22 protein-coding genes and 1 pseudogene are annotated in these 22518 nt (G+C 72.7%); 10 read left to right on the forward strand and 13 right to left on the reverse strand.

All coding sequences use genetic code 11. The features are described from left to right. Positions 1-27: 27 nt before the first annotated feature. Both AB0A90_RS14305 and AB0A90_RS14310 read right to left on the reverse strand, forming a co-directional pair. The gene (locus tag AB0A90_RS14305; RefSeq protein ID WP_357246653.1) at positions 28-1620 is read right to left on the reverse strand and encodes a histidine kinase N-terminal domain-containing protein; all 1593 of its coding nucleotides are present in this window, start codon (positions 1618-1620) and stop codon (positions 28-30) included. Between the two features lie 25 nt (positions 1621-1645). Continuing rightward, positions 1646-2677 carry an SIS domain-containing protein gene (locus AB0A90_RS14310; RefSeq protein ID WP_357247166.1) on the reverse strand — a complete coding sequence of 344 codons (1032 nt, stop codon included), beginning with the start codon at positions 2675-2677 and terminating at the stop codon, positions 1646-1648. 189 nt (positions 2678-2866) lie between these two features. Here AB0A90_RS14310 and AB0A90_RS14315 point away from each other — a divergent pair, with 189 nt between their 5' ends. Beyond that, positions 2867-4696 carry a tetratricopeptide repeat protein gene (locus AB0A90_RS14315; protein WP_357246655.1) on the forward strand — a complete coding sequence of 610 codons (1830 nt, stop codon included), beginning with the start codon at positions 2867-2869 and terminating at the stop codon, positions 4694-4696. Between the two features lie 78 nt (positions 4697-4774). Here AB0A90_RS14315 and AB0A90_RS14320 read toward each other — a convergent pair whose 3' ends face one another. Further along, positions 4775-6364, reverse strand: a complete 1590-nt coding sequence (locus AB0A90_RS14320; protein WP_357246658.1) for an MDR family MFS transporter — start codon at positions 6362-6364, stop codon at positions 4775-4777. Positions 6365-6476: 112 nt separating this feature from the next. On the opposite strand from AB0A90_RS14320, the pseudogene AB0A90_RS14325 reads away from it, so the two are divergent. Further along, positions 6477-7166 (forward strand): annotated as a pseudogene (locus AB0A90_RS14325) (TetR/AcrR family transcriptional regulator); the annotation flags it as partial. Here the strand turns inward: AB0A90_RS14325 and AB0A90_RS14330 are convergent. The 7 genes from AB0A90_RS14330 to AB0A90_RS14360 form a co-directional block, all read right to left on the reverse strand. After that, on the reverse strand, positions 7099-7608 hold the full coding sequence (locus AB0A90_RS14330) for a GNAT family N-acetyltransferase (RefSeq protein ID WP_357246661.1): 510 nt from the start codon (positions 7606-7608) through the stop codon (positions 7099-7101). The pseudogene AB0A90_RS14325 and the gene AB0A90_RS14330 overlap by 68 nt on opposite strands. Continuing rightward, positions 7605-7820, reverse strand: coding sequence for a biotin/lipoyl-binding carrier protein (locus tag AB0A90_RS14335; RefSeq protein WP_357246664.1), 216 nt, complete (start codon positions 7818-7820; stop codon positions 7605-7607). Before AB0A90_RS14335 ends, AB0A90_RS14330 begins: the two co-directional genes overlap by 4 nt. 424 nt (positions 7821-8244) lie before the next feature. Beyond that, positions 8245-8532: a mycothiol system anti-sigma-R factor gene (rsrA, locus tag AB0A90_RS14340; RefSeq protein WP_030336658.1), complete on the reverse strand. Its 288-nt coding sequence runs from the start codon at positions 8530-8532 to the stop codon at positions 8245-8247. A 1-nt stretch (position 8533) separates the two neighbouring features. Beyond that, a complete protein-coding gene (locus AB0A90_RS14345; RefSeq protein WP_357246667.1) occupies positions 8534-9358 on the reverse strand; it encodes a sigma-70 family RNA polymerase sigma factor in 825 nt (274 codons plus the stop codon). 227 nt (positions 9359-9585) lie between these two features. Beyond that, complete coding sequence (locus AB0A90_RS14350; RefSeq protein ID WP_357246670.1) at positions 9586-10203, reverse strand: alpha/beta family hydrolase; 618 nt, start codon at positions 10201-10203, stop codon at positions 9586-9588. Between the two features lie 52 nt (positions 10204-10255). Further along, positions 10256-10648 (reverse strand): WhiB family transcriptional regulator, encoded by a 393-nt coding sequence (locus tag AB0A90_RS14355; protein WP_357246673.1) that lies wholly within the window; start codon positions 10646-10648, stop codon positions 10256-10258. Positions 10649-10848: 200 nt separating this feature from the next. Then, positions 10849-11559: an SOS response-associated peptidase gene (locus tag AB0A90_RS14360; RefSeq protein ID WP_357246675.1), complete on the reverse strand. Its 711-nt coding sequence runs from the start codon at positions 11557-11559 to the stop codon at positions 10849-10851. 102 nt (positions 11560-11661) lie between these two features. Between AB0A90_RS14360 and aroA the strand changes: the two genes are divergently transcribed. From aroA to AB0A90_RS14380, 4 genes are all read left to right on the forward strand, one after another. Then, a complete protein-coding gene (aroA, locus tag AB0A90_RS14365) occupies positions 11662-12963 on the forward strand; it encodes a 3-phosphoshikimate 1-carboxyvinyltransferase (protein ID WP_357246678.1) in 1302 nt (433 codons plus the stop codon). Between the two features lie 121 nt (positions 12964-13084). Then, on the forward strand, positions 13085-14095 hold the full coding sequence (rsgA, locus tag AB0A90_RS14370; protein WP_357246681.1) for a ribosome small subunit-dependent GTPase A: 1011 nt from the start codon (positions 13085-13087) through the stop codon (positions 14093-14095). A 28-nt stretch (positions 14096-14123) separates the two neighbouring features. After that, on the forward strand, positions 14124-14942 hold the full coding sequence (gene hisN, locus AB0A90_RS14375) for a histidinol-phosphatase (protein ID WP_357246684.1): 819 nt from the start codon (positions 14124-14126) through the stop codon (positions 14940-14942). A 26-nt stretch (positions 14943-14968) separates the two neighbouring features. Then, entirely contained in the window at positions 14969-15856 is an 888-nt protein-coding gene (locus tag AB0A90_RS14380) for a hypothetical protein (protein ID WP_357246687.1), read from the forward strand. A 27-nt stretch (positions 15857-15883) separates the two neighbouring features. Here the strand turns inward: AB0A90_RS14380 and AB0A90_RS14385 are convergent, their stop codons facing one another. Then, the gene (locus AB0A90_RS14385) at positions 15884-17083 is read right to left on the reverse strand and encodes a glycosyltransferase (protein ID WP_357246690.1); all 1200 of its coding nucleotides are present in this window, start codon (positions 17081-17083) and stop codon (positions 15884-15886) included. 224 nt (positions 17084-17307) lie between these two features. Here AB0A90_RS14385 and AB0A90_RS14390 point away from each other — a divergent pair, with 224 nt between their 5' ends. The 3 genes from AB0A90_RS14390 to AB0A90_RS14400 all read left to right on the forward strand — a co-directional run bounded on the left by AB0A90_RS14390 (position 17308) and on the right by AB0A90_RS14400 (position 19790). After that, positions 17308-18306, forward strand: a complete 999-nt coding sequence (locus AB0A90_RS14390; RefSeq protein ID WP_357246693.1) for an SDR family oxidoreductase — start codon at positions 17308-17310, stop codon at positions 18304-18306. 59 nt (positions 18307-18365) lie between these two features. Beyond that, on the forward strand, positions 18366-19127 hold the full coding sequence (locus AB0A90_RS14395; RefSeq protein WP_357246695.1) for an ATP-binding protein: 762 nt from the start codon (positions 18366-18368) through the stop codon (positions 19125-19127). A 90-nt stretch (positions 19128-19217) separates the two neighbouring features. After that, positions 19218-19790 (forward strand): DUF5709 domain-containing protein, encoded by a 573-nt coding sequence (locus AB0A90_RS14400; RefSeq protein ID WP_112583682.1) that lies wholly within the window; start codon positions 19218-19220, stop codon positions 19788-19790. A gap of 6 nt (positions 19791-19796) precedes the next feature. Here the strand turns inward: AB0A90_RS14400 and AB0A90_RS14405 are convergent, their stop codons facing one another. Together AB0A90_RS14405 and AB0A90_RS14410 are read right to left on the reverse strand one after the other, a co-directional pair. Next, positions 19797-20450: a response regulator transcription factor gene (locus AB0A90_RS14405; RefSeq protein WP_357247169.1), complete on the reverse strand. Its 654-nt coding sequence runs from the start codon at positions 20448-20450 to the stop codon at positions 19797-19799. Positions 20451-20464: 14 nt separating this feature from the next. Next, the gene (locus AB0A90_RS14410; protein WP_357246699.1) at positions 20465-21604 is read right to left on the reverse strand and encodes a DUF5931 domain-containing protein; all 1140 of its coding nucleotides are present in this window, start codon (positions 21602-21604) and stop codon (positions 20465-20467) included. A gap of 119 nt (positions 21605-21723) precedes the next feature. On the opposite strand from AB0A90_RS14410, the gene AB0A90_RS14415 reads away from it, so the two are divergent. Continuing rightward, positions 21724-22179, forward strand: coding sequence for an ATP-binding protein (locus tag AB0A90_RS14415; RefSeq protein WP_357246701.1), 456 nt, complete (start codon positions 21724-21726; stop codon positions 22177-22179). The last annotated feature ends 339 nt before the right edge of the window (positions 22180-22518 follow it).

Genomic DNA, 22518 nt, shown 5'->3' on the forward strand with positions numbered 1-22518 from the left:
ACACCCACGGCTGTCCCGGCGCGGCGGTCAGGCCTGTGAGCGGCCGTCGGGGGCGTTGCGGGCCAGTGGGACGACGAGCACGGCCTCGGTGCCGCCGGTGGCACCGGCCCGCAGTTCGATGGTGCCGCGCAGCTCCCCGGTGACCAGGGCACGGACGATCTGGAGGCCGAGCCGGCTGGCTCGCTCCGCGTCGAAGTCCGGCGGCAACCCGCGCCCGTTGTCGGTCACCGAGACGTGCAGCATCTTGCGGAACCGGTGCGCCGAGACCACCACCTCGGGTCGCAGCGACGGGTCGACCTCGGGAGCAGCGACCGGCACCATGCCCGAGGCGGCAGGCGCGCGGGGCTCGTCCGCCTCGTCGGCCGGCGGGAAGCCGTGCTCGACGGCGTTGAGCAGCAACTCGTTGAGGACCATCACCAGCGACGTGGCGATCTCCGCCGGCAGCACGCCGAAGCTGCCCCGTCGCCGCATGCCGACGCTCACCTCGGTCGCCGCGACCTCGGTCGCCGCGCTGGCCACCCGGTCGACGATGCCGTCGAACTCGACCGCCTCGTCGCTGGACATGGAGAGCGTCTCGTGCACCAGGGCGATCGAGGCGACCCGGCGGACCGATTCCTCCAGCGCGACGCGCGCCTCCGGCATGGACACCCGGCGGGCCTGCAATCGCAGCAGCGCGGCGACGGTCTGGAGGTTGTTCTTCACCCGGTGGTGGATCTCCCGGATCGTGGCGTCCTTGGTGATCAGTGCCCGATCCCGGCGGCGAACCTCGGTGATGTCCCGCACCAGCACGAGCGCGCCGATCGGCACCCCGGCGGGCATCAGCGGCAGCGCCCGGGTGAGCATCGTGGCGCCGCGGGCGTCGATCTCCCGGCGCGGTGGCGCCTCGCCGCGCAGGGCGGCCAGGATGCCGTTCGCCGCCTCGGTGCCGTCCAGCGGGTCGCCGGCGAGCCGGCGGTGCAGCGCGGCCAGGTCCTCGCCCACCAGGTGCGAGGCGTAGCCCAGCCGCCGGTACGCGGACTGCGCGTTCGGGCTGGCGTAGGTGACCTTGCCGCCGGCGTCGAGCCGGACCAGGCCGTCACCGACCCGGGGCGCGGAGGTGGTCTCGCCCGGGTGCCGCGGTGGCGGGAAGGTGCCGTCCGCGATCATCTGCGCCAGGTCGTCGGCCGTGGTCAGGTAGTTGAGTTCCAGTTGGCTCGGGGTGCGCGCGGTGGAGAGGTTGGTGTCCCGCCCCACCACGGCGATCACCTCGCCGGCCTCCCCCTCGGCGGTGCGCAGCCGGACCGGGATCGCCTCGTGCCGGGCCGGCACGTCGCCGTACCAGACCGGGTCGCCCTCGCGCCAGATCCGGCCCTGGGAGTACGCCACCCCCAGGTGGGCGACCTCCGGCCCGCCGACGATCCGCCCCACCTGGTCGTCCTGGTACGCGGTGGGTGCGGTGGTCGGGCGGACCTGGGCGACGCACAGGAACGTGCCGTCGGCGTCAACCGGCACCCAGAGCAGCAGGTCAGCGAAGGAGAGATCGGAGAGCAGTTGCCAGTCGCCGGCGATGCGGTGCAGGTGGTCGATGTCGGCCGGACGGAGATGGGTGTGCTCCTCGGCGAGGTCGCGCAGCGTGGACACGGTGACCAGGGTGCCACGCCACGCCTCACATCGTCGCGGTGACCTTCTTCAACCCACGCGGCGCGTCCGGATCCTCGCCCCGGGTGAGCGCCAGGGCCAGCGCCAACCGCTGCAACGGCAGGATGTCCAACAGCGGGGCGTACCGCTCGTCGACCTCGGGGACGGCCAGCCGGGTGGCGCCCGGCACGTCGGCGGAGCCGACCACCACGACGTCGGCACGGCGTTCGCCGAGGCGGGGCAGCACCTCGCCCATCGAGCGGCCACCGGGGCCGGAGCCGACCACGGCGAGCACCGGGACCTCCGGGTCGGTCATCGCGAGTGGGCCGTGCAGCAGGTCGGCGCCGGAGAAGGCGAGCGCCGGCAGGTACGAGGTCTCCATCAGCTTCAGCGCGGCCTCCCGGGCGGTCGGGTAGGCGTACCCCCGGCCGGTGGTGACCAACTGGCGGGCGAACCGGTAGCGCGGGGCGAGCTGGGCCGGGGTGCCGTCGGCCAGGGTGCGGGCGGCCAGCTCGGGCAGCGCGTCGAGCGCCTCCCGTTCGGCCGCCGGGAGCACGCCGTCGCCGGCCCGGATCCCCTCCACGAGCATCAGCAGGGCGAGCAGCTCGGCGGTGTACGTCTTGGTGGCGGCGACCGCCCGCTCGTGCCCGGCGGCGATGTCGACGCTCAGCTCGGCCACGTCGACGAGCGGCGAGTCGGGGGCGTTTGTCACCGCGAGGGTCAGCGCCCCGGAGGCGCGGGCGGCGCGCAGCACCTCGGCCAGGTCGGGCGAGCCGCCGCTCTGGCTGACCCCCACGACAAGCGCGTCGGACAGGTCGGGGCGTGCCCCGTACAGGGTGACGACGCTTGGCGAGGCGAGCCCGGCAGGCAGGCCGAGCCGGATCTCGGTCAGGTACGCCCCGTAGAGGGCCGCGTGGTCGGAGGTGCCCCGGGCGGTGAAGACCACGTGCCGTGGGCGACGTTCGGCGACGACCGCCGCCACCCGCGCGATCTCGGCGGCGTTGGCGGCCGAGAGCAGGCGGGCGTAGCCAGCCGGCTGCTCGTCGATGTCGGCGGCCATGCCGGAGCCTGCACGTGTCACGGAAACCCCTCCCCTGCGCGATTGCCGCGCGATTCTTGCTCAGTCTTGCACTTTTAACCGTAGCTCAGCAATCGAACGAGCAGGACTGCGCAGGTGATCACCAGTTGATCTCAATATCAACTAAGCTGGTGGTTGCACCCGGCCCAGCCCCAGCGACGAGAGGACGACGTGCCCGACGGAACGGACGACCCCGCGCTCTCCCCGACGGAGGAGCTGGCTCTGGCCCGGCTGGCACTCGACGAGGGTGACCTGCACCACGCCGCCGGCCACCTCGCCGGCGCGCTGGCGCAGGCCCCCACGCTCCCGGAGGTGCACGAGACGCTGGCCCGGCTCGCCGCGGCCAGCGGCGGTGGTCTCGGCCTCTTTCCGATCAACCACCACACCTTCGTGGGCGCGGTCGTCGCCCGCGCCCATCTGCTCGCCACCGCCGGCCGTCCCGCCGAGGGACTGGAGTTGCTGGCCGCGGCGACCGCGTACGCGCCCGGCACCGAGTGGGCCGGCGTTCCCTGGGTCACCGCGCCCGAACTGGCCGAACGGCTGGACCCGGAACACATCGCCCGGATCCTCATGCAGGTCTGCGCCGCGCTGCCGGACCCGGTGCCGCGGGTCGACCGGGGCGCCCTCGCGCCGTACCTCACACTGGCCCGCAACGCCGCCACCGTCCACCCCGACCACGGTCTGCTGCTGGGCGCGGCGTCCGCGCTGGCCCGGCGCCTCGGCGAGGCCGCGCTCGCGGTGCGCTGGGCCACCCGAGGGGTACGCACACAGCCCTCGAAGATGGGCGAGGTCTGGCTCGGGTACGCGTACCGCAGCGCGGGCCGGACCCGCGAGGGCCTCGCCGCCCTCGGTCGGGCCGTCGAGCTGGACCCCGACGACCTGGCGATCTACGCGGACATCGCCGGCACCCTGGCCGAGATCGGCCGACTGGACGAGGCGCTGGAGTGGACCGAGCGGGCGCTGGCGCGCGACCCGTCCTTCGACTGCGCGGTGCACACCGCCCACCGGCTACGGCACCTGCGCGACGGCGACCTGGCCCACCTGGTCGCGCTCGCCGACTTCGTCCGCGACCACCCCAATGACAGCCACGAGCATGGTGACCTGGCCCAGTGCTGCCGGGGCCGCCCCTGGCTCGGCCAGCTGACCCCGGCCGGCGGCCCACTCGTCGACGCGCTGCGCCAGGCGGTGGCCGATGACGACAACGGTTCCGGCAGCGCCGTACGACTGCCCGCCGCAGCCCCGCCGAGCGCCGTCCGGACGGCGACGTCCACCGCCCCCGGGCTGCGGATCGACGTCGTCGGCTCGTTGGAGCCGGACCCGCGCGAGCCCCGGCGGGCGTCGGCCCAACGGTTGTGGCACTACGCGGACAACGTCCCCATGCCCGCCCTGCCGGCGCCCTCGGCGACGGCTGTCGAACGGATCGGTCAGCTCGCCCACCCGGCGTGGCCGCACCCACCGGCGGCGTACGACGCGGCGGTGGGCCTCGCCGGCCTCGACCTGGCGGACCTGCTCGGCCTGCTGGTGCACCCACCAGCGGCACCGGCCAACGCGGTGGGTCGCCTGCTGGCCGCGCACGACCCGTCGATCTGGGTCCGTGGGGTGCAGGTGTGGGCGTGCCTGGGGCTGCTGCACCACCGCACCGACGAGCCATGGGAGAGCTCGACCCGGCGCCGGGTGCTGCTCGACCTGATCTGGGACGTCGAGGACTGGGTCACCGAGGCGGCGCTGTTCGCCCTGGTCACGGCCGCCTGGGTGGATCCCTCGGTACGGTCGGACGTGGCGCGGGTGGTGGCGGAACGGCTCGCCGACGCGGCCGCCGTCGCTCGGGTCCGGCCGGTCCCGATCGCCGTCTCGCTGGCCCACCTGGCGCTCGCCGTCCCGGAACTGGACAAGGCCGCCGCGGCGCTGGCCACGGAACTGCTCGACACGCGGTCCTCCCGACTCCCCCGCCCCCGCAACCCCCTCCGTCGCCTCTGGCAACGCCTGACCCGCCGATCCTGACCCTGCCCGCGGGGCACAGCAGCGCGCCGCGCCGGCCCGGATGGGCTGACGCGGCGCGGCGCGGGGGAACGGTGTGGGTCAGGCGACCGGGGCTGCCTTGCCGAGGGCGACCTCGGCCTCCTCCTCCGGAGTGGCCTGCGGCGGCGCCTCGTTGGCGGTGCGCAGCGGGATCTCCTTGATGAACCAGGCGAGCACCGGGATCGCGATGGTGAACACCACCGCCCAGAGGAACACGTGCGAGATCGCGTCGGAGAGACCACCGAGCACCAGCTCACGCGCCTGGGCGGGCAGGTCCTTGAGCTTCTCCAGGTCCATCCCGGCACCACCGGACTCGCCGCCGAAGGCTCGACCGCCCTCGGAGCTGGCCAGCCGGTTGGCGAAGATCGCGCCGAAGAGCGAGATGCCGAACGAGCCGCCGATCGACCGGAAGAACGTCGCCGCGCCACTGGCCGCGCCGAGATCCTTCTGCTCGACGCTGTTCTGCGCGATCAGCATCGTCGTCTGCATCAGGAAGCCCATGCCGACGCCGAGCACGACCATGTACAGCGACGACATCAGCTTGCTGGTGTTGGTGTCGAGCATGGACAGCAGCCCCATGCCCGCGGTCATCGCGACGCCACCGATGATCGGGTACGCCCGGTACCTGCCGTTACGGGTGATCGCCCGGCCGATGACAAGCGAGACCACGAGCATGCCGAACATCAGGGGCAGCAGCAGCAGACCGCTGTTGGTCGCCGACGCCCCCTGCACGGTCTGCTGGTAGAGCGGCAGGAAGTTCATCGCGCCGAACATCGCGAAGCCGAGCAGGAAGCCGATCACCGAGATCAGCGCGAAGTTACGGTTCGCGAAGAGCGCCAACGGCAGGATGGGCTCCTGGACCCGGCGCTCCACCAGGCCGAACGCCGCCAACGCGACAACGGCCAGTACGGCCAGGCCGAGGATCTGCGGCGACGTCCAGTCGTACTCGTTGCCGCCCCAGGTGGTGATGAGCACGATTGCGGTGATGCCGACCGAGAGCAGCCCGGCGCCGAGCCAGTCGATCCGGTGCTCGGTGCGGTACTTCGGCAGGTGCATCGTGGTGATCAGCACGAGCAGCGCGATCCCGCCCAGCGGCAGGTTCACGTAGAACGCCCACCGCCAGGAGAGGTGGTCGGTGATGAAGCCACCGGCCAGCGGACCGGCGACCATGGCGATGGCCATGATGCCGGCGATCATGCCCTGGTAGCGCCCACGCTCGCGGGGCGGGACCAGGTCACCGATGATCGCCATCACGCCGACCATGAGCCCACCGGCGCCGAGGCCCTGCACGGCACGGAAGGCGATGAGCTGGACCATGCCGTCCTCCGGGCCGCCGAGCATCCCGGAGCCGGCCATGCCGCAGAGGGCGGAGCCGACGAGGAACATGATGACCGAGGTCAGGAAGACCGACTTGCGGCCGTAGAGGTCACCGAGCTTGCCCCAGATCGGGGTGGACACGGTGGTGCCCAGGACGTACGCGGTAACCACCCAGGTGAAGTGGTTGAGGCCGCCGAACTCGCCGACGATCCGCGGTAACGCGGTGCTGACGATCATGTTGTCGAGCATCGCGAGCATCATCGCGATCATCAGCCCGAACAGCACGACCCGGATGTTGTTGGGTCGTACGCCGGTCTGTGTTGCTTGAGTCATAGGTAAGCTCCCCCCGAGGAATGTCGTACTTACTTGCCGCCCGGCTAGTCACCTTACTAGCCGCACGGTAAGTTGGGTAGGAAGCCACGGTCAAGCGATTAGGAGTGCGTGAGTGAGGGAGAGCACAGGCGGGACGCGGGAGCGGATCAAGGCCGTCGCGCTCGAACTCTTCACCGAGCAGGGGTACGAGAAGACCTCGCTGCGGGAGATCGCCGAGCGTCTCAACGTCACCAAGGCCGCGCTCTACTACCACTTCAAGAGCAAGGACGACATCGTCGCCAGCTTCGTCGAGGACCGGCTGGACCGGATGGACGAGCTGAACGCCTGGGCCGCGACGCAGCCCGCCACGCTGGCCACCCGCCGCGAGCTGATCTCCCGGTACGCGGACACGATGTTCGACGGCGCGCAGCCGTCGGTGATGCGTTTCTTCGAGCAGAACCAGACCGCGCTGAAGAGTCTCTCCGCCGGCCAACAGATGCGCGGTCGGATGTTGGACCTGGCCGACGCGCTGTGCCGGGGCGACGAGTCCCCCGCCGCCCAACTGCGCGCCGCGCTGTCGATCTTCGCGGTGCACACGAGCTGGTTCGCGGTCCGCGCACCGCACATCAGCGACGACGAACGCCGCAAGCTCGCCCTGGAGGTGGCCGACGAGTTGCTCGCCGCCATCGGCACCGACCCCGACGCGAGCGACCACGACGGACCCGCCGCCGGCCAGGGCTGACCGGTCGGGCGGCTCAGCCGCGTGTCAGGACCAGCCGCAGACCGAGCAGGTCGACGCCCACCGCCGGAGCCCAGTCCTTCTCCGGTGCCCGGACGAACCCGAGCCGCGAGTAGAGCCGGTGCGCCGAATCGGCCATTCCGGCCCGGACGCAGATCACCACCGCCGTGCAACCCAACTCGACGGCGCGTGCCACGCACGCCTGCGCGAGTGCCGCGCCGACACCCCGACCCTGAGCGCCCGGGTCGACCGCGAGCATCCGGAACTCCGCCTCGCCCGGCCCGGACAGCTCGGCGAACGGGGTGCCCGGCAGCACGAAGGTCACCGACCCGAGCACCGCCTCGGTCACCTCGTCGACCGCGACCAGCACCTCACCGCTGACGGCCCGGGTCGACACGTCGGCCAGCACCTCGCCGTACCCGTGTTCGCCCTTGAGCTGGCCGTCCGCCTCGTACGCGGCCACGGTCAACCGGGCCACCGCCGGAAAGTCGGCCGGCTCGGCCGAACGGACCCGCAGCCCGCTCAAGCAATCACCGCGATCAGGTCACCGTCCTGTACGACGTCACCCTCGTGCACCGCCAGCTGCTCGAGCACACCGTCGGACTCGGCGAGGACGGGGATCTCCATCTTCATCGACTCGAGGATCACCAGGGTGTCGCCCTCGGCCACGGTGTCACCTGCCGAGGCGACGACCTTCCAGACGTTCGCCACCATCTCGGCGCGGATCTCCTCGGCCATGTCCGGGCCCTCCCTTTTCGCGATGTGCCTGCCGACGTATCCAATCATGCGACGTCCGCCGGTGGGCGCGCAGCGGCACGGCCGGGATGACGCACCCGCCCCGGGGAAAGGCGGCAGGTGTCGACCGCACTACCATCAGCGGGTCGGACCCGATGCCGGGCCGTCGGTGGGTGCACCGACGCCGAGGTCGTGGGCAGCACGGATCCGCCCCCATCACGAGGAGGTCAGCATGGCGAAGAAGTCCCGCAAGAAGAAGGCTCGTAAGAAGAGCGCCGCGAACCACGGCAAGCGTCCCAACTCCTGAACGGGTCGACGGGCCGGCGGCCCGTCACCGCTCAGCTCGACCCGGCCGACGCCGGGTACACCGGTGGCCCGGGTCGACAACGACCCGGGCCACCGGTCTTACGCTGTGCTCTGCCGACGCTCAGTCGGCCAACTCGCGCGAATCACTGGTCTCGAAGACCACCAGCTCGGTGAGCTTGACCCGCAGCCGCTCACGCAGCTCGTCCGGGGCGGTCTCGTTGCCGCAGCACCGAGCCACCAACGCCCGTACCTCCTGCTCGAGCCCGTACTCACGCAGGCACGGCCCGCACTCGTCCAGGTGGTGCCGGATCAGCGAGCGCCGCTCGTCGGCGCACTCCAGATCCAGGTAGAGGTAGACCTCCGCGAGCACCTCGCGGCAATCCGTCTCGTGCGGCTCCCCACAGCTCACGTCACACCTCCCGGCCGGCGGCAGCGGTCGAGCCCTTGGACGAGCGGGCCGCACTGAAGCCCCGCTCCCCGGCGTAGCGCTCAAGCAACTTGCGCAGATTACGACGGCCCCGGTGCAGACGCGACATCACCGTGCCGATCGGCGTACCCATGATGTCGGCGACCTCCTTGTAGGAGAAGCCCTCGACATCGGTGAGGTAGACAGCCAGGCGGAACTCCTCCGGCAACTGCTGGAGGGCCTCCTTGACGTCGCTGTCCGGCAGCCGGTCCAGTGCCTCGGTCTCGGCGGAGCGCAACCCACTGGAGGTGTGCGACTCGGCCTCGGCGAGCTGCCAGTCGGTGATCTCCTCGGTGGGCGCCTGGATCGGCTGGCGCTGCCGCTTGCGGTAGGAGTTGATGTAGGTGTTGGTCAGGATCCGGTAGAGCCAGGCCTTCAGGTTCGTGCCCTGCTCGAACTGGTGGAAGGCCGCGTACGCCTTCAGGTACGTCTCCTGGACCAGGTCTTCGGCATCCGCCGGGTTGCGTGTCATCCGCAGCCCAGCAGCGTAGAGCTGATCGACGAATGGCATCGCGTCCCGCTCGAACCGGGCCCTGCGCTCGTCCGTCTTCTCGGTGGTCAACCGCACATCCCCTCGCGTCGGATGCTTTCCCGCCGAGGATACGCGCACGGACCTGCCCGCAGATTCACTTCCCGCCGGTGTGCCTGTGCTCACCGCACCCGCCCCGCCCGGTCCCGCCGTCGCGGGCCACTCCGGGCCATCCAGCAGCCGCTTCAGCTGCCGGGCGTCCCGCTCGTCCCGTTCCAGGCTTCGTGTCTCGGTCGGCACCGGTCACCCCCCTCGCAGAAAAGTCTTCCGGGGGTTAGTAACGCGAGATGACCACTGGGGCATTCCGGCTGGCCTCCCGTTCCTGGTCCCGGCCCCGACGGCGGCCGGCGCTGGGACCAGGAAGGGCCTGGGAGGACTGGTGTCACCGGTCCGGATCGGGCCGGCGGCACCATCGGATGCAACGACCCGCGCCCGGCACCGGAAACGGTCGCGCGGGCGAGCCGGGATCAGGTGGGCGCCCAGCCCTGGGCGTGCAACCAGACCCGGACGAGGTCAGCGGTGCCGGCCGGATCCCGTCGCAGGTCGTGCGTCTCCCCGGGACGACTCACCACCTGCACGGTCGGCCCCGGCTCCGGTGTCCCGAACGGGTCCCGGTCACCGTTGACGACAAGCGTCGGCAGGCCGGTGTCCAGTTCAGCGGCCCGCGAGCGCTCCGGCCGCCCGGGTGGGTGCAGCGGAAAGGCCAACGCGACCACACCGGCCGCACCCACCGCACGGGCCGTGCGGCAGGCCACCCGAGCGCCACTGGAACGGCCACCGACCAGAATCGTCGGCACGTCGGCGTGCCGCTCCCGCAGCACGGCGAGCACCGCCGTCCAGGCCTCGTCGAGATGACCTGCCGGTGCCGGCGCACGTCGACCGGCGACCCGGTAGGGCTGGGTCACCCGCGCCACCACCAAGCCGGCCCCGACCGCCGCGTCCCGGACCGCGAGCAGGTCGGGGGCATCGACGCTGCCGCCCGCGCCGTGCCCGAGCACCAGCAGGGCGGTGGCCGGGCGGGACGGCAGGTCGGTGTCGATCCGCGCCGAACCGCGCGGTGTGTCGATCTCGTCGCTGGGCAGCACCGACCCATTCTGCGCCGCCGGACCGGCGACGGGTGCGGGCCGGGTGAACCGATCAGCTCAACGGGACCAGAGTGAGCAGCCGATCCCGTACCGGCGGGCCGGCGTCGTCGACGGCGTCCGGGTCCGGCTCGACCTCGCCACGCCAGGCGACAAGCATCGCCCGCCGCTCGCGAGGTGTCGTGGCACCCCACACGCCGTGGCAGTCACCGACGTCCAGCGCCCAGGCCAGGCAGGACCCCTGCACGTCGCAACTGCGGCACAGTGCGACGGCGGCGTCCGCCGGTTCGTTCGGTGCCGGAAAGAATGTCTCCGGATCGACGCTCTGGCATGTGCCTCTGGTGCGCCACGCGTCATCCTGTTGCCGTTCCCGCACGGCCTTCAGCAGTCGCGGATCTCGCCGCGCCGCAGCAACCTCGTGCGGGCGAGGCATACGCGCCCGTGTCATCCACCCACCTCCCCCGTGGGACCGGCAAGATCGGTGGACGTCGTCCGCCCCGTGCGAATCGACAGCCACTACCGGCGCTGTGTTCTATCGCACTTCACAACGCCGGGACAAGGGTCTGCCGGGAACATGACTGAACGGCCAGGAGACGAATCGCGCGCAACCCTGGCAAATCGGCGCTTGACGATGTGCGGCGGTCGGTCTCAGAACAGGGTCAGCTCCTGCGGTCGCACCGACGGCTCCACCGGCACCCGGGCGGTCAATTGCGGCCCGTCGTTGCGGACGTCGCCCACCGCCGCCCCGACCGGCCGGATTTCCAACCCGGCGAGCCACTCGGCCGACGCCGGGGTCAGCAACCGCTCCGGCTCGTCGGTCGGCGCCAACCACGACGCCCAGTGCTCGGGAGACAGCAACACCGGCATCCGGTCGTGCACCTCGGCCAGGTCGCCAAGCGCCGCGGTGGTCAGCACACTGAAGGTGAGCCGGGTCTCGGCCTCGGACTGCCAGACCGACCAGATGCCGGCCAGGGCGAGCACGGAGCCGTCGGCGGGCGTCAGGTAGTAGGCCTGTCGCCCACCGTCGGGCCGACGGACCCACTCGTACCAGCCGTCCGCCGGGATCAGGCAGCGGCGACGGGCGAACGACCCGGCGTACGCCCGACTGGTGGCCACCGTCTCGGCCCGCGCGTTGATCATGCGGGCCGCCCCGGCGGGAGAGCGGGACCAGTGCGGCAGCAGACCCCAGCGACCGACGCAGAGGCTGCGGTGCCCCTCGGGGCTGACCCGGACCAGCGGCACCGGGTCGGTCGGCGCGACGTTGTGATCCGGTCGGAGCAGGCCGTCGGTGTCGTCGGACGACTCGAACAGCGCGCTCAGCTCCCCGGAACTCCTGGTCGTCGCGTACCTGCCGCACATGGACCACACGCTAACGCGTCAGCGCCCCGCCGGCTGTCCCGCCAACCGGGAGTACGACCACCGCCTCCCGCCAGCGGGCGGTCGACGCGGCAGAATGTAACCGTGGGGAATCTGACCGCGACCCGGCCGCCACAGCCGTGGAGCGCACCGACCGCGTCCAACCCGGTGGCGGCGACGCTGCGCCTGCCCGGGTCCAAATCGATGACCGCGCGTGCCCTGGTGCTCAGCACGTTGGCCGCCGGACCGTCGACGCTTGCCGAGCCGCTGCGAGCCCGCGACACCGAGTTGATGGCCGCCGGCCTGCGCGCGATGGGCGCGCACGTGTCGATCAGCGACGACGAGCGCTGGCTGGTCCGGCCGCACCCGCTGAGCGGCCCCGCCCACGTCGACGTGGGCCTGGCCGGCACCGTGATGCGGTTCGTGCCGCCGGTGGCCGGGCTGGCCGACGGGCCGGTCACCTTCGACGGCGACCCCTACGTTCGCACCCGGCCGCTCGGCCCACTGGTCGGCGCACTGCGCTCGCTGGGTGTCCGGATCGACGTCACCGGCACGGGCAGCCTGCCGCTGACCGTCTTCGGCACCGGTGGGGTCACCGGCGGCGAGGTGGTGATCGACGCGTCCGTGTCCAGCCAGTTCGTCTCCGCGTTGTTGCTGGCCGCCCCTCGCTTCGACCGGGGTGTGGTGGTGCGCCACGTCGGCCCGCCGGTGCCCTCCGCGCCGCACCTGCGGATGACCGTGCGGATGCTGCGGGCCGCCGGCGCGGCCGTCGACGACAGCACCCCCGACGTGTGGACCGTCGAGCCCGGCCCGCTCACCGGGCGCGGTTGGGAGATCGAGCCGGACCTCTCCGGCGCGGTGCCGTTCTTCGCCGCCGCCCTGGTCACCGGCGGCGAGGTGACCCTGCAGGGCTGGCCGCACAGCAGCGCCCAACCGGTCGAGCAACTCCGCTCGTTGCTGCACCGGATGGGCGCCGAGGTCACCCTCTCCACCGCCGGGCTGACCGTGCGGGGCACCGGCGTGGTGCACGGCCTGACCGCCGACCTCTCCGACGTCAGCGAGCTGACGCCGGTGCTGACCGCGCTGGCCATGCTCGCCGACTCGCCGTCGGTGCTCACCGGCGTCGGGCACATCCGGGGCCACGAGACCGACCGCCTGAGCGCGCTCGCGGCCGAGTTCACCGCCCTCGGGGCGGACATCACCGAAGCGCCGGACGGGCTGGAGATCCGACCCCGTCCACTGCGCGGGGGGACCTTCCGCACCTACCACGACCACCGCATGGCGCACGCCGCCGCGGTGGCCGGGCTGGCCGTTCCCGGCATCGAGGTGGACGACGTGGGGTGTACCTCCAAGACCATGCCCGAGTTCCCGGCACTATGGTCAGCGATGGTGACCGGCAAGAGCTGACGCGAGAAGAGGACAGGTCCTGGCGACCAAACGGCGGGAGTACGACGAGGACGACGTACGGGTCCGGCCCGGAAAGTCGTCGCGCCCGCGTACGCGCACCCGCCCCCAGCACAACGATGCGGTGGACGGCTTCGTCATCGCCGTCGACCGGGGGCGCTACCAGTGCGTGCTGGCCGGGGCCGAGCGCGGCGTGGTGGGGGCCGAGCTGCCCACGGTGACCGCGATGCGCGCCCGTGAGCTGGGCCGCAAGTCGGTGGTGGTGGGCGACCGGGTCAGCCTGGTCGGGGACACCTCCGGCGCGGAGGGCGCTCTCGCCCGGATCGTCCGCATCGCCGAGCGCCGCTCGGTGCTGCGCCGCACCGCCGACGACGACGAGACCACCGCCGAGGGCCGGCTGGAACGGGTGGTGGTGGCCAACGCCGACCAGCTCGTGATCGTCAGCGCGCTTGCCGACCCGCCGCCGCGCACCGGGTTCATCGACCGCTGCCTGGTGGCCGCGTACGACGCGGACGTCGAGCCGCTGCTCTGCCTCACCAAGGCAGACCTGGCCGGGCCGGAGGAGGTGCTCGGCTACTACACCGAGTTGGAGCTGCCGTACGTGCTCAACCGTCCCGACTCCGACCTGGGGGCGCTTCGCGCGCTGCTCAGCGGCAAGGTGTCGGTGCTGGTCGGGCACTCCGGGGTGGGCAAGTCGACACTCGTCAACCGCCTCGTCCCGGACGCGCTGCGCGCGGTCGGCGTGGTCAGCGCGATCGGCCGGGGCCGGCACACCTCCACCAGCGCGGTGGCGCTGCGGTTGCCACCGGTGCCCGGCGTCGACACCGACCCCGGCTGGATCATCGACACCCCCGGGATCCGCAGTTTCGGGCTGGCGCACGTCTCGGCCGACAGCCTGCTGCACGGCTTCCCGGACCTGGTCGAGGGCACCGTCGACTGTCCGCCCAACTGCCAGCACACGGCCGACGAGGCCGCCTGCGGGCTGGACGCCTGGGTGGCCGCCGGCAAGGCCGACCCGCGCCGGTTGGCCTCGTACCGCCGGTTGCTCGCCTCCCGGGCCGGTGAGGGTGACTCGCGCGGCGAGAGCGACCAGCGCGGGCCCGGCGAGGGTGACCGGCGCGGGCCCGACGAGTGAGCCGAGGTGCGTCGGCTAGGTTGCCGGCATGACCGGGTACGCCGACGACCTCGCCCTCGCCCACCTGCTCGCCGACCGGGCCGACGCCATCGCCATGGCCCGGTTCCGCGCGCTCGACCTGCGGGTGGAGGCGAAGCCCGACCTGACTCCGGTCTCGGACGCGGACACCGCCGTGGAGCGGGAGATCCGCGCCCTGCTGGCCGAGCAGCGGCCGACCGACGGGCTGCTCGGCGAGGAGTTCGGGGCGCAACCGTCCGCCGACCCGAACGGCCGACGGTGGATCATCGACCCGATCGACGGCACCAAGAACTTCGTCCGGGGGGTGCCGGTCTGGGCCTCCCTGATCGCGCTCTACGACGGCGACCGGCCGGCGATCGGCGTGGTGTCCGCACCGGCGCTGGGCCGGCGCTGGTGGGCAAGCGCGGGCGCGGGCGCGTACGCCGGTCCCGGTGCCGCCACCGGCGAGCGGATCGGGGTGTCCGCGGTGCACGGGATCGCGGATGCCAGCTTCTGCTACTCGTCGCTCGACGGGTGGGAGCGCGCCGGGCGGCTCGACGCGATGTTGGACCTGATGCGGGCGACGTGGCGCAGTCGGGCGTACGGCGACTTCTACGGCTACATGCTGCTGGCCGAGGGCGCACTGGACGTGATGGTCGAACCGGAGCTGTCCCTGTGGGACGTGGCGGCGCTGGTGCCGATCATCACCGAGGCGGGTGGCACGGTCACGGATCTGTTCGGTCGACCGGCTCCGGCCGGCGCGCCGGGCACCGACAGCAGCGTGGTGGCCACCAACGGGGTGCTGCACGCCGACATCCTCAGCCGGCTCGATCGGCCAGCCGAGCGCTGACCCCCGCCAACCTCTATCCTCGCCAGGTGGTCTCCTCCGGTTGGTGTTTTCTCGCGGCGATGATCGTCGCGTACGGCTTCGCCAACCTCCTCCAGTCGGTGGCCGCGGCCCGCACCACGGTCCACCACACCTTCGATCCGGGCCTGCTGCTGCGTCTCGCCGGGCACCGGACGTACCTGATCGGACTGGGCTGCCAGATCGGCGGGTTCGTGCTCGCCTTCCTGGCCCGCCGGGACCTGCCGCTGTTCCTGGTGCAGGCGAGCGTCGCGGCCGGGCTCGGGGTGACCGCCATCCTCGGCGTGCTGGTGTTGAAGTGGCGGCTGCCGGTGGCGGAGGTGGTGCTGCTGGTCCTGCTCTTCGCCGGGATCACGGCGCTGGTGCTGTCCGCCCGTCCGGCCCCGTCGAAGCAGCTCGGCACCGCTGGCTCGATCGCCCTGCTGGTGGCGCTCGGCGTCATCGCGGTGCTCGGCGTCTTCGCCGTCCGGCTGCGCGGGGCACCCGGCTCGGTGGCCCTCGGCTCGCTGGCCGGGTTGGCGTTCAGCTCGGCGGCGGTCGCCGCCCGGCCCCTGGCGTCCGCGTCGTCCGCCGAGGCGTTCCTCTCCCACCCGCTGTTCTATCTGCTGATCGCCCACTCGATCGTCGGCCAGTTGCTGCTGGGGTTGGCCATGCAGCGCGGTTCGACGACCGCCGCGGTCGCCGCGATGGACGCCGCCGGTGCGGTGCCGGCCGCGATCGTCGGCCTGCTGCTGCTCAACGACAAGATCTGGCCCGGCCGGGAGTGGCTGGCCGCGGCCGGTTTCCTGGTCACCCTGGCCGCGGTGATCGGGCTGACCCGGTACGCCGAGCCGCAGCAGCAACGCGCGGTGGCACGACGTCGCGACCAGGCCATGGTCGTCGTCGGGCGGTCCGGCTGATACACCGGGCCGCCCGACCCGCCCTCTTCAGGCCTCGACCGGCTTGCGGCGGCTCACCACCCGCTCGTAGAGGCGCTCCAACGCGCCCGCGGTGCGCTCCCAGGTGTAGCTGCTGCGCACCCGGTCCACCGCGGCGTGCCCGTAGGCGAACCGGCCGGCGTTGTCGGCGAGCAGCCGGCGCAGCGAGACGCCGAGCGCCCGCACGTCGCCGGGGGGCACCAGGCGGCCGGTGACCTCGTCGACGACGGCGTCCGCCAGGCCGCCCATCGCGTAACCGATCACCGGCACGCCGCAGGCCATCGCCTCCAGCGAGACCCGCCCCGCGGAGGAGTAGTGCGGCGTGCAGGCGACCACGTCCGCCGAGCGGTACCAGGTGGCCATCTGGTCGTGCGGCACCGCTCCGACGAGCCGTACCTGGTCGACGACGCCGACCTGCTCGGCCAGTTCGCGCAGACGCCGCGCCTCGGCATGGTTGGCCAGTTGGTCGGCCGGCGGCCCACCGGCGATCACCAGCTCGGCGTCACCGACCAGTCGCATCGCCCGGATCAGGTCCTCCTGGCCGTGCCCCGGAGACAGCGAGCCGACCGAGAGGATGCGGGACCGCTGTTCGCGCGGCGCCGCCTCGCCGTCGGGCTGGAACAGCTCGATGTCCACCCCGGCCGGCACCAACGCGACCGAACTGCGTTGCAGGCCCATCCGGGTCAGCTCGTCGACCTCGTCGTTCGACTGGGCGACGGCGATGTCGACGGCCCGGGTCAGGGCGCGTTCCAGCGTGATCCGCTCCCCCGGCCCGTCGTAGTGGCCACCCAGGTGGCGTGCCTGCTCGACGCCGAGCGAGTGGAACGTCTGCACCACCGGGATGTCGGTCTCCCGAACCGCGTGTGCGGCGGCCAGGCCACCGACCCAGTAGTGCCCGTGCACCACCTCGGGCCGCCAGGCGCCGGACCACGAGTCGGCCAACCAGCGGCCGAACTCCGTCACGTGCGGGATGAGTTTCGCGGTGGGTAGTGGGGTGGGCGGGCCGGCGGGCACCTGAAGCACCTGGTAGCCGTCGACGTCGACGGTCGCCGGCAGGCCGGGGTCGTCCCGGCGCTCGTACAGCCGTACGTCGTGGCCTCGCTCCGCCAACTCGGCGGCGACCCGTGCGATGTGTTGCCGGGTGCCGACCGGTGGACCGTCGGCGTGGCGGTATGAGCTGGCGTGCGCGCAGACGAGGCCGACGCGCATGGGTCACCTCCCTGCGATCTTTCCTCGGCAGTGGTCCTCCCGTTCAGAGCGTCCCATTAACCTCGGGAGCGGGAGTCGAAACCTGGCAGATCGGGAAGAGTGCCCGCGAGTGCCACCGACGCTTGCGCCACGGCAAGCACATTGACCACACGAAACGCCGTTAGCCGGAAGATCGACAATCAACAGGTGGCATGACCAGGCGCGGGCGGGGGTACCGCTCAGGAATGCCGCTGACCCGCAGCCTCGACGATTCGACCGTGGTGATCACTGGCGCGTCCAGCGGGATCGGCACGGCGACCGCGTACGCGTTGGCCCGCCGGGGTGCGGCCGTCGTGCTGGCCGCCCGCAGCGAGGCGGCCCTCCGCCAGGTCGCGCTGCGCTGCCAGGAGTTGGGCGGCCGGGCGCTCGTCGTACCGACCGACGTGACCAATCTGGAGTCGGTGCAGCGGCTGGCCGATCGGGCGGCGGCCGAGTTCGGTCGCATCGACGCCTGGGTGAACAACGCCGGAGTCGGCGTGGTGGGCCTGTTCGACGAGATTCCGATCGCCGAGTTCCGTCGGGTGGTGGAGGTCAACCTGCTCGGCGCCGTGCACGGCATCAAGGCCGCCCTTCCGTACCTCGGCGCCGCCGGAGGCGGCGTCCTGGTCAACAACGCCTCGGTGCTGGCCGAGGTGGCCATGCCGTACCAGTCGGCGTACAACGCCACCAAGCACGGCATCCGCGGGCTGGCCGACACGGTCCGACAGGAGTTGCGGGTCACCGGTCGCGGTCAGATCTCCGTCTGCACGGTGCTACCGGCCACCATCGACACCCCGTTCTTCCGGCACGCGGCCAACCACAGCGGTCGGGAACTGATGCCGCCGCCCCCGATCTACCCACCGGAGGTGGTCGCGGAGACCATCGTCCGGGTGCTGCGTCGGCCCCGGCGCGAGGCGTACGCCGGCGGCGCGGGCCGCCTGCTCGGCCTGCAGTGGCGGCTGGCGCCCGCGCTCGTGGAGCGCGCCCTCGGCTGGTACGCCCACCGCGCGCAGTTCGGCCCGGGGGCGCGGGTGGACAGCAACGGCAACGTCTTCGACGCCGACGGGCAGGCCCACCGGGACGGCGGCTGGCACGGTCGCCGACGCCAGCTGGTGCGGATGAGCGCCGCGTTCGGGCTCGCCGCCGCCGGCACCGCGGTCGGCACCATGGCGGCGATCAATCGTCGATCCCGGTTGGCGCCCTGATGACCGGCATCGAGCGCCCGAATGCGCGAACGGTCGTCGGCGCGCACAATGGGGCGATCATGTCGAGCTGTCTGGTGGAGATCGACGATTCGTCGGCGGTGGTCCGGCTGACCGGGACGCTTGACGCCGCGGAAGCCGAGGCGGTACGCGGCGCGCTGCTCGCCTGTCTCTGGGACCGACCGGGCCCGGTGGTGGCGGACGTGACCGGGCTGCGGGTCGCGGACCCGATCGGGCGGGCCGTCTTCGCCGACGTTCGCCGCGAGGTCGCCGACTGGCCCGCCGTGGATCTGCTGCTGTGCGACCCGGCGGTCGACCGGCCCGTGCAGGTGGACGCCGGGGCACCGCCCCGGCCGGCGATGGTGGCCGGCGTGCCGGCCTGGCCGACGGTGGACGGGGCGTTGGCCTCGGTCGCGGTGGCACCGCTGGCGGCGGTGCTCACCGCCGAACTGGCCCCGGCGGTGGGAGCCGCCCGGCAGGCCCGTGACCTGGTCACCACCGGCTGCCGACGCTGGGGCATGGAGATGCTGACCGACCCGGCCAGCATCGCGATCACCGAAATGGTGAACAACGTGGTGGCGCACGCACGGACCCCGATGACGGTACGGCTGGCCCCCCAGGACGGCACCCTGCACCTGGCGGTGCGCGACTACTCGGCGCGTCGGCCGACGTTCGCCGGGTTGTCCCCGCCGAACCGGGTCGGCGGCCGGGGGCTGCTGCTGATCGACACGGTGGCGCGACGCTGGGGCAGCAGCGCCCTACCGGACGGCAAGGTCGTGTGGTGCGTGCTGCACCCCGAGGACGAGGTCGCACACCTCAGCTGATGCGGCCTATCGCCTCCGGTGCCGCTTTCGACCACGGCACAGCCTCGGGTGCTCCGGTTATGGCGGGAGGGCAGCGGGTAGTGATCAGACATGCGCGACAACGAGTACCCGACCCCCGTGTCCGACACCGAGGCGCAAGGTCTGCCCGACACCGCCGATGACGACTCGACCGCCAACGACGACGTCCTCACCGGCCGCGAGGCGGACGGCCCGGACCCGGCCCAACTCCCCGGCGACCGGACGCCGGTGGCGGTGGACCGGTTCGGGACGACCGCCGAGGAGCAGCTCGACGGCGAGTCGTTGGACTACAAGCTCGACCGCGAGGTCTACGAGCGCCCGGCGGACGACCCGCTGGCCGGAACGATCGACCCGAAGATCGCCTTCGAGGCGGACAACCTGGAAGCCGCCGCGGAGGCACAGCTGGACGCCGACGTGATGGACCCGGGACCCACCTCGGATCCGAACTCGCCGGTCTCCCTCTACGACCACGGTCAGCTCGGCACGGTGGCCGACGCCACGGTGGGTCGGCTGGTCGAGCCGGACGAGGGGTCGCACACCGACCAGGAGACCGACTCGGTGGCGTACGACGCCGGTTCCGCCGGCGGCGGCGCGACCGCCGAGGAGTTGGCCATCCACGAGACGGAGCCGCCGCGCTCGGTCTGACCGTGGTCAGTCGTCCAGGCCGCGTTCGATGGCGTACCGGGTCAGCTCGACCCGGTTGTGCAGTTGCAGCTTGCCCAGGGTGTTCTGCACGTGGTTCTGCACCGTGCGGTGCGACAGTCCGAGTCGCTGCGCGATCTGCTTGTACGACATCCCCTTCGCCACCAGCCGCAGCACCTCGGTCTCCCGGTCGGTGAGCCGAGGCGTTGCCGGTTCCCCGCCGCCGGCCGGGTCGGGGTCCTGCCCCGGCCCGGCGGCCAGCCGGCGGTACTCGCCGAGGACGAGCCCGGCGAGGCCGGGGGTGAAGACCGCGTTGCCGGCCGCGGTCCGGCGGACCGCGTCGAGGAACTCCGCGGGGGCTGTCGACTTCACCAGGTATCCGGTGGCCCCCGCCTTGACCGCGTCCAGCACGCTCTGCTGTTCGCCACTGGCGCTGAGCATCAGCACCCGCACGTCGGGCAGTGCCGCGCGCAGCCCCAGGATCACCTCGACGCCGGAGATGTCCGGCAGTTGCAGGTCGAGGACGACGACGTCGGGCCGGGCGGCGGCGGCCACCCGGATGGCCTGTCGCCCCTCGCCGCTCGTCGCCACCACCAGGAATCCGGCCTCGGTCAGGTCGCGGGCCACGCCCTCCCGCCACATCGGATGGTCGTCGACCACCATCACTCGCGTCGCGTTCACCGCTGCGCCCTCGGCACGGTCAGCTCGATCTCGGTGCCCGCCTCGGGGGCGGATGCGATCCGCACGGACCCGCCCAACTCGACCACCCGGCCCCGGATCGACTGGGTCACGCCGAGCCGGCCCTGAGCGGCGGCCTCGGCCAGTCGGCCGTCCGGGATGCCCGGCCCTTCGTCGCGGATCGACACCGTCACCGTCTCCCCCTCGTCCTCGATCAGCACCCAGGCCCGTCCGCCGGCGTGCCGCCCCACGTTGTCCAGCGCCGCGCCGGTCGCGGCGGCCAACTCTCCGGCCACCCGGCGTGGCAGCGGCACCGGGGTGGCCGGGGCGGAGAGCGCCACCGCCGACGAGGCGTACCGGCTGAGCAGGGTCCGCAGGTCCACCGCGGCGGCGTCGGGTCCGTCCAGGGCCACACCGGGGGCCGGACCGGTGCCGGCGATCAGCGCCCGCAACGCGGCCTCCTGCTCACCGGCCAGCCGGGCCAGCTCGCCGGCCTCGCCGGGCAGGTCAGCGCCCCGCCGCTGGACCAGCGCCAGCACCTGGAGCACCGAGTCGTGGATCCCCCGGGCCAGTCGTTCCCGCTCCCGGGTGGCGGCCTCCAGTTCCACCGCACGTTGCAGTCGTTCCTCGGCGCCTGCCGCGAGACGGGCCACGTGCCCGACCACCACCCCGGCGAGCAGCATGAGGATCACCCCGGTGAACGAGGACTGGCCGATCCGCTCCCGGGTGGCCAGATCCGCGCCGGCAACCAGCAGTGCCGCGATCGTGCCCCGCCGTCGGCCGCCGGAGACGGCCCAGGCCAGCACCGGGCCGGCCATCCAGGCGACCCCCATGGTGGGTACGCCGTGGGTGAGCGCCGTCCGTCCGACCACCCACGGGGTGGCCAGCACGACGGCCAGCACCACGCCGAGATCGGCCAGCAGCAGCGGCCAGCGCCGCCAGGCCGGTCGGGCGTACGCGAGCGCGGTCGCCCCGGTCCAGGTCATCATCACGAGGACCAGGGCACCGACGGCGTACGGGTGGGCGTACCGGTCGGCGTCGCGCACCGCGAGCGCGCAGACGTACGCCAGGGACGCCAGCCTGAACACCGCGAGCGCACGCCACAGCGGCACCTCGAATCCACCTGGCGGCGACGGCATGGCCGTCACGATGCCACATCCGACAGGTAGCACGGCGAGCAGCGAGTGCGGTTCGGGAAACCCTGACGTACGGTGGAAAAGCCGCGAAATACTCCGAGATGCGCCGCCGGGACGGGCCCATGACGAACGCAGATCCGCACGCACCGCGTACGGTTGTGCCCATCGAACCTGCCCTCCTGATCGCCGACGCCTTCGACCAGGCCCAGGTGACCGAGATTCGACACTCGGTCACCTCCTGCGCGCACGCTTCCGGGCTCGCCGGCCAACGGCTCGACGACTTCGTGCTCGCGATCAACGAGTTGATCACCAACGCGGTGCGGCACGGCGGCGGACGCGGCTGGCTGCGGCTCTGGCACGAGTCGGAGCTGCTGGTCTGCGAGGTCGCCGATCACGGGCACGGGATCAGCCCGCAGCGACTGGGCGATCGCACCCGCCCGACCACGGACACCGCCGGCGGCTGGGGCCTCTGGCTGGCCCGCGAGCTGACCGACGCCATGGAGGTCGTCACCAGCACCGCCGGCACCACCGTCCGCGTCACCACAAGCCTCACCCAACACAACCACACCCCGCACTAACTCGGAAGTAGACCTACTTCCTACCGATTAGGGCCGCTTCGCGCAGCGGAGCGACAGCGACTAACCCCACGCCCCCGCACCCCGCGCCCCCGCACCCCACGCCCCCGCGGTCCGCGCCCCCGCCCCGCGGTCCGCGCCCGCGCACCCCGCCCCGCACCCGCGCACCTCGCCCCGCCCCGCGCGGACGCCCTCGCCCCGCCCCGCGCACCTCGCCCCGCCCCCGCCCCGGCCCGGCCCGGCCCGGCCCGGCCCGTCGATCATGGAGTCGTGGTGGGCGACAGCTCCGCATGCGCCCCTTGTGCGCGGCACCACAACTCCATGATCCACGCGGATCAGGGC

Source organism: Micromonospora sp. NPDC049204 (genome assembly GCF_040647935.1).
Lineage (GTDB): Bacteria > Actinomycetota > Actinomycetes > Mycobacteriales > Micromonosporaceae > Micromonospora.

Bases quoted from the DNA above. Each gene is read 5' to 3' on its own strand.
- hisN (WP_357246684.1), top strand. From the start codon at position 14,124: ATGACCGGGTACGCCGACGACCTCGCCCTCGCCCACCTGCTCGCCGAC.
- AB0A90_RS14335 (WP_357246664.1), bottom strand. From the start codon at position 7,820: ATGGCCGAGGAGATCCGCGCCGAGATGGTGGCGAACGTCTGGAAGGTC.
- AB0A90_RS14400 (WP_112583682.1), top strand. From the start codon at position 19,218: ATGCGCGACAACGAGTACCCGACCCCCGTGTCCGACACCGAGGCGCAA.
- AB0A90_RS14415 (WP_357246701.1), top strand. From the start codon at position 21,724: ATGACGAACGCAGATCCGCACGCACCGCGTACGGTTGTGCCCATCGAA.
- AB0A90_RS14320 (WP_357246658.1), bottom strand. From the start codon at position 6,364: ATGACTCAAGCAACACAGACCGGCGTACGACCCAACAACATCCGGGTC.
- AB0A90_RS14405 (WP_357247169.1), bottom strand. From the start codon at position 20,450: ATGGTGGTCGACGACCATCCGATGTGGCGGGAGGGCGTGGCCCGCGAC.
- AB0A90_RS14410 (WP_357246699.1), bottom strand. From the start codon at position 21,604: ATGCCGTCGCCGCCAGGTGGATTCGAGGTGCCGCTGTGGCGTGCGCTC.
- AB0A90_RS14390 (WP_357246693.1), top strand. From the start codon at position 17,308: ATGCCGCTGACCCGCAGCCTCGACGATTCGACCGTGGTGATCACTGGC.
- AB0A90_RS14310 (WP_357247166.1), bottom strand. From the start codon at position 2,677: ATGGCCGCCGACATCGACGAGCAGCCGGCTGGCTACGCCCGCCTGCTC.
- AB0A90_RS14355 (WP_357246673.1), bottom strand. From the start codon at position 10,648: ATGACACGGGCGCGTATGCCTCGCCCGCACGAGGTTGCTGCGGCGCGG.
- AB0A90_RS14360 (WP_357246675.1), bottom strand. From the start codon at position 11,559: ATGTGCGGCAGGTACGCGACGACCAGGAGTTCCGGGGAGCTGAGCGCG.
- AB0A90_RS14385 (WP_357246690.1), bottom strand. From the start codon at position 17,083: ATGCGCGTCGGCCTCGTCTGCGCGCACGCCAGCTCATACCGCCACGCC.
- AB0A90_RS14395 (WP_357246695.1), top strand. From the start codon at position 18,366: ATGTCGAGCTGTCTGGTGGAGATCGACGATTCGTCGGCGGTGGTCCGG.